The sequence below is a fragment of the Ruminococcus sp. NATIVEDY161 genome (assembly GCF_045819895.1).
In the GTDB taxonomy this organism is placed as follows: Bacteria; Bacillota; Clostridia; order Oscillospirales; family Acutalibacteraceae; genus Ruminococcoides.
The window spans coordinates 1,426,271-1,439,473 of the sequence record NZ_CP162392.1 but is presented as its reverse complement, the minus strand read 5'-3'; the positions used below and the strand labels follow the sequence as shown (position 1 = coordinate 1,439,473).

12 protein-coding genes and 1 pseudogene are annotated in these 13,203 nt (G+C 49.3%); 7 read left to right on the top strand and 6 right to left on the bottom strand.

Annotated features, from left to right (window positions below; all coding sequences use genetic code 11):
* Nucleotides 1–10: 10 nt before the first annotated feature.
* The 7 genes from AB1I50_RS06850 to AB1I50_RS06820 all read left to right on the top strand — a co-directional run bounded on the left by AB1I50_RS06850 (nt 11) and on the right by AB1I50_RS06820 (nt 6,004).
* Nucleotides 11–559 carry a Fe-S-containing hydro-lyase gene (locus AB1I50_RS06850; RefSeq protein ID WP_407723302.1) on the top strand — a complete coding sequence of 183 codons (549 nt, stop codon included), beginning with the start codon at nt 11–13 and terminating at the stop codon, nt 557–559.
* A gap of 67 nt (nt 560–626) precedes the next feature.
* Nucleotides 627–971, top strand: a complete 345-nt coding sequence (locus AB1I50_RS06845; protein ID WP_407723301.1) for a phenylpyruvate tautomerase MIF-related protein — start codon at nt 627–629, stop codon at nt 969–971.
* A gap of 9 nt (nt 972–980) precedes the next feature.
* A complete protein-coding gene (locus AB1I50_RS06840; protein WP_407723300.1) occupies nt 981–1,397 on the top strand; it encodes a secondary thiamine-phosphate synthase enzyme YjbQ in 417 nt (138 codons plus the stop codon).
* Between the two features lie 13 nt (nt 1,398–1,410).
* Nucleotides 1,411–2,478 (top strand): D-alanine--D-alanine ligase family protein, encoded by a 1,068-nt coding sequence (locus AB1I50_RS06835; RefSeq protein ID WP_407723299.1) that lies wholly within the window; start codon nt 1,411–1,413, stop codon nt 2,476–2,478.
* Nucleotides 2,479–2,482: 4 nt separating this feature from the next.
* A complete protein-coding gene (gene murF / locus AB1I50_RS06830; RefSeq protein ID WP_407723298.1) occupies nt 2,483–3,826 on the top strand; it encodes a UDP-N-acetylmuramoyl-tripeptide--D-alanyl-D-alanine ligase in 1,344 nt (447 codons plus the stop codon).
* A gap of 25 nt (nt 3,827–3,851) precedes the next feature.
* The gene (upp, locus tag AB1I50_RS06825) at nt 3,852–4,478 is read left to right on the top strand and encodes a uracil phosphoribosyltransferase (protein WP_407723297.1); all 627 of its coding nucleotides are present in this window, start codon (nt 3,852–3,854) and stop codon (nt 4,476–4,478) included.
* Between the two features lie 119 nt (nt 4,479–4,597).
* Nucleotides 4,598–6,004, top strand: coding sequence for an IS5 family transposase (locus tag AB1I50_RS06820; RefSeq protein ID WP_407725308.1), 1,407 nt, complete (start codon nt 4,598–4,600; stop codon nt 6,002–6,004).
* Between the two features lie 82 nt (nt 6,005–6,086).
* On the opposite strand, the gene AB1I50_RS06815 is transcribed toward AB1I50_RS06820, so the two are convergent.
* The 6 genes and pseudogenes from AB1I50_RS06815 to AB1I50_RS06790 form a co-directional block, all read right to left on the bottom strand.
* On the bottom strand, nt 6,087–6,509 hold the full coding sequence (locus AB1I50_RS06815; protein WP_407723296.1) for a DUF3021 family protein: 423 nt from the start codon (nt 6,507–6,509) through the stop codon (nt 6,087–6,089).
* A complete protein-coding gene (locus AB1I50_RS06810) occupies nt 6,506–6,946 on the bottom strand; it encodes a LytTR family DNA-binding domain-containing protein (RefSeq protein ID WP_407723295.1) in 441 nt (146 codons plus the stop codon). The genes AB1I50_RS06815 and AB1I50_RS06810 overlap by 4 nt, the downstream gene beginning before the upstream one ends.
* A 177-nt stretch (nt 6,947–7,123) precedes the next feature.
* On the bottom strand, nt 7,124–7,855 hold the full coding sequence (locus tag AB1I50_RS06805) for an NAD-dependent protein deacylase (protein ID WP_407723294.1): 732 nt from the start codon (nt 7,853–7,855) through the stop codon (nt 7,124–7,126).
* Between the two features lie 15 nt (nt 7,856–7,870).
* Nucleotides 7,871–8,446 (bottom strand): annotated as a pseudogene (locus tag AB1I50_RS06800) (tryptophan synthase subunit alpha).
* Between the two features lie 231 nt (nt 8,447–8,677).
* Entirely contained in the window at nt 8,678–10,489 is a 1,812-nt protein-coding gene (gene lepA, locus AB1I50_RS06795) for a translation elongation factor 4 (RefSeq protein WP_407723293.1), read from the bottom strand.
* A gap of 137 nt (nt 10,490–10,626) precedes the next feature.
* Entirely contained in the window at nt 10,627–13,068 is a 2,442-nt protein-coding gene (locus tag AB1I50_RS06790) for a dockerin type I repeat-containing protein (RefSeq protein ID WP_407723292.1), read from the bottom strand.
* Nucleotides 13,069–13,203: the final 135 nt, after the last annotated feature.

Here is a 13,203-nt window from a genome sequence, read left to right as displayed (position 1 = left end):
GGGTAAAGCTGTGACTAAAAAAATTAATCTTCCTATTACGGACGAGGATATAAAGAACCTTAACGCAGGCGACAGCGTTCTGCTGACAGGCACAATTATTACAGGCAGAGATGCCGCCCACAAAAGGCTTTTTGAGCTGATTGAAAAGGGCGAGGAGCTGCCCGTTGACATCAAGGGAGAGCTAATCTATTACGTAGGTCCTGCGCCTGCAAAGCCCGGCTTTGCCGTAGGTCCCGCAGGCCCGACATCGAGCTACCGTATGGACAAATACGCTCCTGCCCTTCTCGACTTGGGGCTTAAAGGAATGATAGGCAAGGGAGCGCGTAATCAGGCGGTAATCGACTCAATTGTCAAGAACAACTGCGTTTACTTCGCGGCTATCGGCGGAGCGGCGGCGCTTATTGCCAAGAGCATAAAAAGCGAGGAGCTTTTGTGCTACGAGGATTTGGGGACCGAGGCAATCAGGCGCTACACGGTAGAGGATTTTCCATGCATTGTGGCGATTGACAGCAGAGGCAACAATGTTTATGAGACCGAGCCTAAAAAATACGCCAAATAGCTTGCAAACACACCGCAAAAATATTATAATAAAAGTTAAATGTTAATATAGATTAAGAGGTGTACATATGCCGTTTATCAACGTAAAGACAAACAAGAGCGTTTCTGCTCAGAAAAAGCAGGAAATTGAAAATAAGCTCAGCGACGCAATCAGCCTTATCCCGGGCAAAAGCGACCGTTACCTTATGCTCGCACTTGAGGATGAAATCTCAATGATGTTCCACCGCGATACCGACTGCGGAATTGCTATGGTAGAGGTCAAAATCTTCGGAAAATCCGATAAGGACAGTTACACAAAGCTGACTCAGCGGATTTGCGAAATCCTTGATGAAGAAGCAGGCGTTTCGCCCGACTGTTGTTACGTAAAGTTTGAGGAAGTCGCTCTCTGGGGCTACAACGGATTTGTGTTTTAGAGGTAAATTATGAAAAGCTATCGCAAGGAATTGTGGTTTAATATTCCGGCAAGGCGCAAAATCGTGCGCATTACCGAGGATGTTCAAAAGGCGATTGACGAAAGCGGAATCAAGGAAGGTCTTGTGCTGGTTAACGCAATGAACATCACCGCGTCGGTTTTTATCAACGACGACGAGAGCGGACTTCACAGCGACTACGAGCGCTGGCTTGAAAAGCTCGCTCCCGAAAAGCCCTACAGCCAGTACGCTCACAACGGCTTTGAGGACAACGCCGACGCTCACCTCAAGCGCACCGTAATGGGCAGAGAGGTTGTGTGCGCCGTGACAAACGGCAAGCTTGACTTCGGCACTTGGGAACAGATTTTTTATTATGAGCTTGACGGCAAACGCAGCAAGCACGTGCTGATTAAAATTATCGGTGAATAAGGAGAGGATATTTATGAGAATAGTTGTTCTTGCAGGAGGACTGAGCACCGAACGCGACGTTTCAATTTCGTCGGGACTTTTGGTTGCCTCCGCACTCAGAGAAAAAGGCCATCAGGTCGTTTTGCTCGACGTATTCACAGGCTATGAAAAGGACATTTTGGATGTTGACGAGCTGTTTGAGCAAAACTACAGCTTTACCGACGGAATTAAGGTTGGCGAGACAATCTCCGATATTGACGAGATTAAGGAGAATCGCCGCGATAAATCCGACCGCTATTTGGGCGAAAATGTTGTTGACATTTGCAGCTTTGCCGACATCACCTTCCTCGCGCTCCACGGCGGCGAGGGAGAAAACGGACAAATTCAGGCGGCGTTTGATTTGCTCGGTATCAGGTACACGGGCTCGGGCTATCTCGGTTCGGCACTTGCCATGAACAAGGGACTTACCAAAAGCGTACTTATTCAAAACAAGGTTCTTACCCCCAGAGGAGAGATTTTCAATTCTCCCGAGGAAGCCATGAAATGGAATATTTTTCCCTGCGTTGTAAAGCCCTGCTCGGGCGGTTCAAGCGTGGGAATTACCATTGTACATACTCCGTCCGATTACGCTCAGTCGGTTAAGGACGCTTTCTGCTACGGCGAAACAGAGATTGTCGTTGAGCAGTACGTTGTCGGCAGAGAATTCTCCGTCGGACTTTTGGGCGGCAGAGCCCTTCCGCCGATTGAGATTATCCCCGAGGGCGGCTTTTACGACTACAGAACAAAGTATCAGGCAGGCGCGGCAAAAGAGGTTTGCCCTGCCGACATCACAGAGGCTGAGGACAAGGCGATGCGCGACGCGGCGGTTGCAACCTACGACGCACTACACCTGAGCAGCTACGCGCGCGTGGACTTTATCCTCGATAAATTCGGCAATCCCTACTGCCTTGAAGCGAATACCCTGCCAGGTATGACTCCGACAAGCCTGCTGCCGCAGGAGGCTCTTGCCGAGGGTATGAGCTACGCCGATTTGTGCGAGAAGATTATCGAAATCTCGCTTGAAAGATACGCAAAAAAGACTGATAACTCCATTGGAGAGTAACACTATGAAAAAATTTACACTTGCGGAAATCGCCGCTTCCTGCGGCGGAAAATACGTGGGCGAAGAAGCCCTGAAAAACACCTCGATAACCTCCGTTGAGCGTGACAGCCGCGCGGTTAAGGACGGCTCGCTGTTCCTCGCGATTAAGGGTGAACGCGTTGACGGACACGATTTTATCGAAAAATGCTACGACAGCGGAGCGGTCTGCGCAATCTGCGAAAAAGCTCCCGAAAACCCGAAAAAGCCGTACATCCTGGTTGACTCAACCCTGAACGCGGTCAAGGACATCGCCAAGGCTTACCGCGAAAAGTTCGATATTCCGGTTGTCGGAGTTTCGGGCAGTGTGGGCAAGACCTCTACAAAGGAAATGCTCTACGCGGTTTTATCGCAGAGGTTCAAAACCCACAAAACACAGGGTAACCTCAACAATGAGCTCGGCGTACCGCTCACAATCCTCTCAATGCCCGAGGATACCGAGGCGGCGGTTATTGAGATGGGAATTTCGGACTTCGGCGAGATGACAAGGCTCGCGCGCGTGGCTCAGCCCACAATCTGCGTTCTGACGATTATCGGCTGCTGCCACCTTGAAAATCTCGGTGACCGCGACGGCGTTATGAAGGCAAAAACCGAAATGTTCAAATACGCTCGCGACGGCGCTGAATTTATCCTAAACGGCGACGATGATAAGCTGTCGACAATTACGGACGTCAGTGGCAAAAAGCCGGTTTTCTTCGGAATTGACAGCAAAAACGATTACTACGCCGAGAATATCGAGAACAACGGCGAGGGCGGCGTAAGCTGTAAGCTTTGCTTCGGAGATACAAAGCTTGACGTTATAATTCCGGCAATCGGTACATATATGGTGTCAAACGCTCTTGCGGCGGCTGCCGCAGGCAAGCTGCTCGGCTTAAGCGATAAGCAGATTAAAAACGGCGTTGAGGCTTACAAAACCGTTGGCAGCAGAGCAAATGTGATTAACAACGGCAAAATCAGAATTATCGACGACTGCTACAACGCCAACCCAACTTCGGTTAAGGCGTCGCTTGAAACGCTCAAAAACTTTAGGGGCAGAACCGTCGCGGTTCTGGGCGATATGAAGGAGCTCGGCACAGACGAGCTGCAACTCCATTTTGACACAGGCGCTTACGCAAAGCAAATCGGTATCGACGTTGTGCTCGCAGCAGGACCGCTCGCAAAGTCGCTTGCGGACGGCGCTGACGGCAAATGGTACGAAACAAAGGAAGAGCTCATAAAAGCCCTTCCCGAAATTATAAAAGAAGGCGACACCGTGCTTGTAAAGGCGTCGCACTCAATGCAGTTTGAAAAAATAGTAGAATTTTTAAAATAACAAGGAAACAGAAAGGAAATTCAAAATGTCAGTATCATATATGACTCATCCGCTTATTAAGCATAAAATTTCAATTCTCCGCAAAAAAAGCACCGGAACAAACGAGTTTCGCCGTGTTGTTGAGGAAATTGCAATCCTTATGGGCTACGAGGCTCTGTCAGATCTCCAGACTACCGAAATCAGCATTTCAACACCGATCGAGGACACAATGTCGCCTGTAATCAACGGTAAGAACTTGGCTGTTGTGCCTGTTCTCAGAGCAGGTCTCGGAATGGTTAACGGAATTTTGGCGCTTGTACCCCCTGCGAAAATCGGCCACATCGGTCTTTACCGCGATCCCGAAACCCACAAGCCCGTTGAGTATTACTGCAAGCTTCCCGAGAACATCGACCAGCGTACAATCGTCGTTGTAGATCCTATGCTCGCGACAGGCGGCTCGGCTATCGACGCGGTAAGCCTTATTAAGGAGCGCGGCGGCAGAAAGATTAAGTTTATGTCAATCATCGCCGCTCCCGAGGGTGTTGAAGCGCTGATGAAGGCTCACCCCGACATTCAGCTTTACGTCGGCAACCTCGACCGCGAGCTCAACGAAAACGCCTACATCTGCCCGGGTCTGGGCGACGCCGGCGACAGAATTTTCGGCACTATTTAATGTAAACTGAACAATCCCGATCATCCGATAAACAGTGCAAAAATCATCGAAATATGGTATAATAAATGCAAGGAAAACGGCTGAAAAGCCGCAAAAAGCTTGCATTTGGAGATGATGGGATGTATAAATTCGACAACGGACAGATAAGTTTAGAAGATTTCGGACAGCCGATAGGCATGAATCTGAAAAACAGCAACCGTTGGGTTAAGCGTGCGCAGACGATTCCGTGGCTTGAGATCGAGAAAAAATACGCGAAGCTTTTCTCTAACAAGAAGGGCAATGTGGCAAAGTCACTGCGCCTTGGTCTCGGCGCGAGGATCATCCAAGCCGAGTACGGCTACTCCGACGCCGAGACCCCGCTTCAAATCCAAGAGAATCCGTATCTCCAATACTTTTGCGGCTATAAAGCCTTTGATGACAGCAAGCCCCCGTTTGATCCGTCGATGATGGTCTACTTCCGCAAACGCCTGACGCCTGAGATCATCGGAGAAATCAACGAAATGATAATCTCCGCAGAGCAGGCAAAGCTTGAAAAGGAGAAGGAGAAATCGAGCAAAGACGAATCCGATGACGATGATAAGAACAGCGGAACCATGATCGTTGACGCGACCTGTGCTCCGTCGCAGATCTCATATCCGCAGGATGTATCCTTACTCAACAAAGCCCGCGAGTGCAGCGAGAAAATCATTGATGAGCTGCATGTCAAAGGCGAGCAAAAGCCCCGTACATACCGTAAGAAAGCGCATAAAGACTACACTTCTTACGCCCGCATCCGTAAGCCAAAGGCAAAGCAACGTCGTAAGGCAATCAAAAAGCAGCTTGGCTATCTCAACAGGAACATCGGTCATATTGAGAAAATGCTTGTCGGCGGGAAAGCATTACCTGCTAAATTTGAGCAAAAGTTTTCCACAATCCAAACAATCTACGCGCAGCAGAAAGAAATGTACGTCAACCGCACCCAAAGCGTCAAGGACAGGATTGTCAGTCTGAGCCAGCCGTGGATCCGCCCTATTGTGCGCGGAAAAGTCAAGGCAAAGACGGAGTTCGGTGTGAAGCTCGACATCAGCGTTTGCAATGGCTGGACGCGTCTTGAAAGGCACAGCTTTGACGCTTACAATGAATCCACGGGCTTGAAAGATATGATTGAGCGGTACAAAGAACGAACGGGACATTATCCCGAGCGTGTGCTTGTCGATAAAATCTATCGCACGCGCGAGAACCTGAAATACTGCAAGCAACACAAAATCAGGCTTTCGGGACCGGCTCTCGGCAGACCGAAAAAGGACGCTGAGATCGACAAAAAACAGAATTACATCGATGAGTGTGAGCGCGTCGAGGTTGAGCGCAAATTCAGCCTCGCCAAGCGCAAATGCGGCATGGACATGATAGTGACAAGGCTGAAAGAGACAACTTGCCACAGCATTGCTATGTCCGTTCTGCTTCTCAATCTGAGGAGGATCGAGAAGTTGAGGGCGGAGATATTAGCGTTGCTTTTCCGCAGTTTGAAATTGGGGTTTGTTCAGTAGATATTATTTAATTTGAAAAATCAACTTAATAAAATAAATGCAGGGTTCGGTCTTGACCGAACCCTCATTTTTACGCTGATTTTTAATTATTAATTATCTCTTTATTTAACCGTGAAATCTGCCTTTGGGTAACCTTGTAAATGATAAACCAAATCGCCGCGAACACCGCTATGAAAATAACGATAAAAAGTACGATTATTTGCGGTTCGGGTTTAAGCCAGCCGTTGAGCAGGTAAATCAGTAGATAATCGAGCAGCAGTACCGAGCCTTGAATAAGCCCTGCAACCGGAAGCGCGAGTCTGTCAACGGTATAAACCGCGGAAATTCCGGCGGCGATAAACGCCATCAGTGTTGATGTGAAAATCTCGCGGATTAATGTGCTGACGGCGACGGTTTCTACCACGCCGGACGCGGACAAAAAGATGTAAACAATAGCCATAATCACCGGACCGAGTCCGCAGAACAGCGCGCCTCTGTTTAAAAATACTTTTATAAATTGTTTCATTTTCTCAACTCCTTTTTTATTTCGGCAAAGCAACGCCGTGAAACATAGTCGGTATAGCCGCTCTTAAAAATCACGTTTACCGAGCCGTTGAACGCCGCCGAAAAACGTTCAATTCTTTTCTTGTTGGCGATGGTCGATTTGTTGATTTTTATAAACGACGAGGGTAAAAGCTCAGCCGCCTCATACAGCCTGTACCGGATTTTATATTGCTTGCCGTGGAGGTCTATAGCGTATGTTTTGCCGTCAATCACGGTAACACACTCGAGCTCGCTAGAGCTTAATACTTTTATTTCGCCGTCGGCGTAGGCGGTAATGCTGTCGTCACCGTTATACTCCATAACAAGCTGTTCAAGCCTTTCGGTAAAATCCGAACGCCTGTGAACATCGGCGCGTACCGCTTCGTCTATATCAGGATTTACATTAAGTTCAAATTTCAAGTAAATCACCTCCGATGGTTACAGTATATCACCGCTAAAAATAAAGTCCAGCGATTTGCGCCGAACGGTAATTTTTTTAACGCAAGCGGTATTTTAAAACTATAAAAGCTGCCATTCATTCAGATGACAGCTTTTCCTTTAGTGCTGCGAAAGCAGCATTTAGCTCGCGAAGCGAATTTAGCGTGCCGAAGGCACATTTATCTTATCCAGTAACTCGCCAACCTTGTCGTGGAAAACCAAGTCCGCCTGAGAGTCGAACGGAGTTGAGTCGCGGTTTATCAGCACGATTTTGTCTCCGCGGAAGTAGCGGATAAACCCAGCCGCAGGGTAAACCGTCAGGCTTGTTCCTGCGATAATCAGCAAATCAGCCTGCATAATCGCGTTGAGCGCGCCTGATACCACGCTGTCGTCGAGACCTTCCTCGTACAGCACAACGTCGGGCTTAATCACGCCGCCGCATTCGCACTTGGGTACGCCTTCGGATTTTTTAATATATTCTGCGGTGTAAAATTTGCGGCACTTACGGCAGTAGTTGCGCAGCACGCTTCCGTGCAGCTCGTAAACTCTTTTACTGCCTGCCGCCTGGTGCAGACCGTCGATGTTCTGGGTGACAACCGCGCTGAGCTTGCCTGCTTTTTCAAGCTCTGCAAGCTTAAGGTGAGCCTTGTTCGGCTTTTTGTCAAGGCAGAGCATTTTGTCGCGGTAAAAGCGGTAAAATTCCTCGGTGTTCCTCTCAAAAAACGTGTGGCTCAAAATCTCCTCGGGCGGATAATCATACTTTTGGTTGTACAGCCCGTCAACGCTTCGAAAGTCGGGGATACCGCTCTCGGTGCTCACGCCTGCTCCGCCGAAGAAAACTATTTTGTTGCTGTTGTCAATCAACCTTTGAAGCTCTGCAATTTCGCTCATAGTAACTTCCTCAAATTATTTAACCGCGTCTTTAATGTTTTTGATGTAGTCTATAACAGGCTCAATGCTGTCCTTGCCGTATTTTGCAACAATGCTTACGACCTGCGCGCCGATAATTACGCCGTCGGAAGCCTTAGCCGCCTCGGCGGCTTCCTCTACGCTCGGATTGCCGATTCCGATTGCACACGGGGTGTCGCAGACCTCCCTAACAACGCGCATGGTTTCTTCCAAGCCTGCGATAATCTCGCCCTTAATTCCGGTAACGCCGGTCTCGGCGATTACCCTTGTCTTGCCCATCTTTTTTGCAAGCAGGCACTGACCGAGGCAGTTGTTGAGCTTGTGCGAGCCCGTGTGGTTTAAATCCTCGCGCTTGAGGTAAATCTTCGCACCGCCGAGGTCCTTGGTCATTTTCTCGGCATAGTAAAGGCGCGACGGTCTGCCGGCGTACTAGCGCATAAGAAAGTCAAGCTCCGCGACAAACTCAGGGTCGTCCTTGTACTTGAAGTAAGCCTCTTCAAATTCGTTTACGGCATTCATCAGCGCTTCGGGAACAAACTGTCCGCCGTGAATACCGAATCTACCTTTTGACATTTTTATCATTCCTTATTGTATATTCGCTTTAATGATTGTATTAAAGAAACGTTTGATTTAAACGTTAATTATTTATACTCCGTTCAGACCCGCCGTTAATAAAACTTATGAATAAATTTACGTTTTAAGAAGGCGGAATTGCCTGCGAGGCAACTCGCACCGCCGTTAATAAAACCTTTATATTAAATCACGTTTTAAAAAGGCGGAATTGACCGCAGGGGCACCCTGCCGCTAATCGGTGTCTAATTTAAGCACAGCCATAAACGCTTCCTGCGGAACCTCTACGGTGCCGAGCTGGCGCATACGCTTTTTGCCTTCCTTCTGCTTTTCAAGCAGCTTTTTCTTTCGGCTGATGTCGCCGCCGTAGCACTTGGCAAGTACGTCCTTGCGCATAGCCTTTACGGTCTCACGGGCGATGATTTTGCCGCCGATACAAGCTTGAATCGGCACTTCAAAGAGCTGTCTGGGGATTTTCTCCTTTAGCTTTTCCGCCATTTTCCTCGCGCGCGGATAAGCCTTGTCCTTGTGGATGATAAACGACAGCGCGTCAACAACCTCGCCGTTGAGCATGATGTCGAGCTTGACAAGCTCGCTGGGAACATACTCCTTAAGCTCGTAGTCAAACGAAGCGTAGCCGCGTGTGCGCGACTTGAGCGTGTCAAAGAAGTCGTAAATAATCTCCGCGAGGGGGAGAATGTAATGCAAATCAACGCGGTCGGCGTCGATGTACTGCATATCAATAAACGTTCCGCGCCTGTCCTGACAGAGCTCCATGATGTTGCCGACATACTCCTTCGGAGTGTAAATGTGCGCGTCGGTAACGGGCTCCTCAGCCATCTGAATAAGCGACGGATCGGGGTAGTTGGTCGGGTTGTCAATCTGCTCAACCGTGCCGTCGGTCTTGGTAATTCGGTAGATTACGCTCGGCGCGGTGGTGATGAGGTCGAGCATATATTCGCGTTCAAGGCGCTCCTGAATAATCTCCATGTGCAGAAGTCCGAGGAAGCCGCAGCGGAAGCCGAAGCCTAACGCAACCGAGGTCTCGGGGTCAAATGAGAGCGCCGCGTCGTTGAGCTGGAGCTTTTCGAGCGCGTCTTTAAGGTCGCCGTACTTTGCGCCGTCAACAGGGTAAATTCCGCAGAATACCATCGGCTGAGCCTCGCGGTAGCCGGGCAGCGGTTCTGCCGCAGGGTTATTGGCAAGCGTTACCGTATCGCCCACCTTTGCGTCGGCAAGGGTTTTGATTGAACCGCAGATGTAGCCAACCTCGCCTGCATAAAGACCGTCGGTCTTTTCAAATTGGGTAGCGTGCATAAGTCCGCACTCAACAACGTTGAACACACTGCCTGTCGCCATCAGCTTAAATTCGTCGCCCGGGTGAATTTGACCTTCCTTGAGCCTTACGTAGATGATAACGCCCTTGTAGCTGTCGTAGTAGCTGTCAAAAATCAGCGCGCGCAGCGGAGCGTTAATATCGCCCGTGGGCGCCGGAATATCGGTGACGATTTTTTCGAGCACGGCGTGGATGTTGATACCTGCCTTTGCCGAAATTTGCGGAGCGTCCTCGGCAGGGATTCCGATAATGTCCTCAATCTCGGTGATAACCCTCTCGGGGTCGGCGCTGGGCAAATCAATTTTGTTGATTACCGGTACGATTTCAAGTCCGCTGTCAACCGCGAGATATGTGTTGGCAAGCGTCTGCGCCTCAATACCCTGAGAAGCGTCAACAACGAGTATCGCGCCCTCGCATGCCGCGAGCGAACGCGAGACCTCATAGTTAAAGTCGACGTGACCTGGGGTGTCGATTAGGTTAAAAAGATATTTTTCGCCGTCGTCGGCGTTGTAAACAACGCTTACGGCGCGTGCCTTTATTGTAATGCCGCGTTCGCGCTCAAGCTCCATATCGTCGAGCAGCTGAGCTTCCATATCGCGAGCGGATACGGAATTTGTCTGCTCCAACATTCTGTCGGCAAGTGTGCTCTTGCCGTGGTCGATGTGGGCTATAATGCTGAAATTGCGGATTTTATCCTGCGGAAAAGACAATTTTCATCACCTTTTTCTTATTAATTATTACTAACATATAATTTTACCATAAAAATGTGTATTGTACAAGCATAAAATTACGTTGATATTCAAAAAGGCTCTCCCAAAAACGGGAGAGCCTGAACGGTTAATTTGTGTTATTCCTTTTCAATCGGGAATTTGTCGATTTTTCCTGCGGCGTATTTCTGAATAAGAGCCGAGTCGAGAATATCAACAACGCCGTCGCCGTTTACGTCAGCGGCAAGCGCCTGATCCTCGGTGAGGGTAATTCTTTCGTTAGCAGCCTGCTGAATAGCAGCCGCGTCGAGAATGTCAACATTGCCGTCGCCGTTTGCGTCGCCGTAAAGAACGTCGCCGCTCTTATCCTCGTGAACCGAAAGGGTGTACTGAACCTCGGTGGGGATAGTATATCCTACGTCGGGCTTGGGCAGCGAAAGGGTAACGGTAGCGTTTTCAACGTTCTCTGCAGCGCCGTTGAATACATCATTGGCAACAGCTGTGTAAACGTCATATTCCTTTACGCCTGCCGAAATCGAACCGCTGTAGTTTTTGAATACAACCGAGTAATCCATATCCATCGGAATACGCAGGAAGCCACCGTCATCGGTGGTGGTAAAGCCTACCCACTTGTCGGTGGTCTCAACAAGAGCACCGTCATCGATAACGCCTACGGTCTGACCTTTGCTGTTGAGGATTGTACCGTCGAGAGCTTCGGGGTTCTGAGCGTCAAAGTAAACTCTGCGGTAGCCATTAGTCTGGTCGGGGGTTAGAGCATTATAATCGGCAAAAATGCTGTCGTCAAGTCTGAGCCATGACATATACACCTCATTGGTGTGGTCGTACATTAGCTTTGTAATGTTGCTGACAAGAGTAGCCGCGTTTTTCATCTGCTCGTTGTTGATAAGCAGAGGTCTTACCTCGCTGCTCTGCCAGATGTTGCCGAATACAAGGTGAGACAGGGTGAAGGTAAGCGAGTAAGCCGCCTTGGGGTTGGCGATTTTGTCAACAAGATACTGAGAAGCGTTTGCGGCGGTCATACCGTCGTAGACCGCGTCGCAGAGGTAGTTCGCGGCAATAGGTCTGATGTCGTCAGCGTCCATAAGCAGGTACTTGCCAAGCTTTATCGCGAGACCGGCAATCTGTCCGGCGTCAATTCCGACTTCCTCACTGCCGTCTTTGCTTTCGGTTTCCGCAAGGGCGCTTTTTGTGACCACAGCAAGCTCCTGAGCTTTTGCTGTGAGCGCCTCGTTGGTGGCGTTAATCTCGGTTTTATACTTTTGTTTCATAAAGTAAGCGTACATCGCGACTACCGCGTCAATCGCGCTGTCGCTGCCCATAAGTCCCGAGCCGAACGCGGAAGTCTCGTCGCCGTCAAGCGAACGGACGTAGCCGATAAAGTCAGAGAACGCCTCCTCGTATTTTTCGGCATAGCTTGCTCTGCCGCCCGTAATTTTGGTAAGATAAGCGCCGAGGCCTGAAAGGTAAGTTGACGCGTCCGAGGGAATATAAGAGTCGGGGTCGTCAACCATGCCGATTGAACCGTCAGTGAAGCCGAGCTTTTTGGGCATAAAGTGCTCTGATGATGTTGTTGTGATAAATTCCTCGTAAATTCCGGGGTTGCAGGTGCTGAGGTTGGCAAGCATATCATCGTACTTGTCCATATCCTTAATCATGGTGCTTGTGCCGTAGCGGTCAAAGCCCATCCTGGCAGGAGCCATCATAGAAGCGAGCTCGCTTGTCTGGTAAATGTTAAAGATTCCGGCGTACTTCTCGTTGTGGGGATCCTGAGCCGTGTCGGCTGCATAAGGAGTACCGAAGGTGTAGGCGTAAAGGTTTTCGGGAGCAAGCTCAATGCTTTCTCCCAAATGTTCCTTGGGATTGTCAATAAGCTTTTTGGCGTTCAGGTTTGTAATAGCTGCGCCTCGGCTGTAGCCGGCTGCCCAAACCTTGATGTCGCCTGAAATGTTGTTTTCCTCAACGTAGTTTTTGGCAAATTCAAGGCACTTGTCCGACGAACGGTCAAAGCCCTTTGCGTCGCCCTCTGCGCCGAGAACAAAGTTGTCGCCCCATTCCATTTCGTAGCCTGCGCTGCGCGGAACGATTGTGAGCATGGTGTATTCCTTGCCGTCCTGAACAATCTTTTTGTGGGCGCATGCAACGCCGATTGTGTCCTTGGTGGGCTTGATTGTGTAGTCGTGGTTTATAGCGATGTCAGAGAAGCCGATGTCCTCCAAAAACGCGATAACGTCGCGGTTTTTCTTTGCATAGCCCTCGGGGGTGAACGGCTCGCGCGTACTGCTTACCGAAGCCTCGGCAAGCGACATGCTCAGCGTTGCAAGGTGAGAGTCATACTCCTTGCTGCTCTTTGTGAAATAGTCGTCTGAATATGCATAGTAGTCAACGCTGTCTGACAAACCATAAATTTCACCCTCGCCCGGACGGTAGTAGAACGAACCGAGGTAATAGTTAGGTTCACCGGATTTGTCTGTGGTTTCTGCAAAAGCGGCTGCGGTTCCTGCCGGCAGAACAATAGCAGCAGCTAAAAATGCGGCAACTGCTTTTGTAAACAGCTTTTTCATAGATATCCTCCTTTTTTGTTTGTTCCGTATTGTCAAATACTTGGTGCCATTATACAATTAAATTGCTGTTTTTGTCAACAAAAAACAACAAAATTGTATAGGAAAATTTTGTTGACCGCCGCTTTTGCAAATGGT

Bases quoted from the DNA above. Each gene is read 5' to 3' on its own strand.
- AB1I50_RS06820 (WP_407725308.1), top strand. From the start codon at position 4,598: ATGTATAAATTCGACAACGGACAGATAAGTTTAGAAGATTTCGGACAG.
- AB1I50_RS06815 (WP_407723296.1), bottom strand. From the start codon at position 6,509: ATGAAACAATTTATAAAAGTATTTTTAAACAGAGGCGCGCTGTTCTGC.
- murF (WP_407723298.1), top strand. From the start codon at position 2,483: ATGAAAAAATTTACACTTGCGGAAATCGCCGCTTCCTGCGGCGGAAAA.
- AB1I50_RS06835 (WP_407723299.1), top strand. From the start codon at position 1,411: ATGAGAATAGTTGTTCTTGCAGGAGGACTGAGCACCGAACGCGACGTT.
- upp (WP_407723297.1), top strand. From the start codon at position 3,852: ATGTCAGTATCATATATGACTCATCCGCTTATTAAGCATAAAATTTCA.
- AB1I50_RS06840 (WP_407723300.1), top strand. From the start codon at position 981: ATGAAAAGCTATCGCAAGGAATTGTGGTTTAATATTCCGGCAAGGCGC.
- AB1I50_RS06805 (WP_407723294.1), bottom strand. From the start codon at position 7,855: ATGAGCGAAATTGCAGAGCTTCAAAGGTTGATTGACAACAGCAACAAA.
- AB1I50_RS06790 (WP_407723292.1), bottom strand. From the start codon at position 13,068: ATGAAAAAGCTGTTTACAAAAGCAGTTGCCGCATTTTTAGCTGCTGCT.
- AB1I50_RS06845 (WP_407723301.1), top strand. From the start codon at position 627: ATGCCGTTTATCAACGTAAAGACAAACAAGAGCGTTTCTGCTCAGAAA.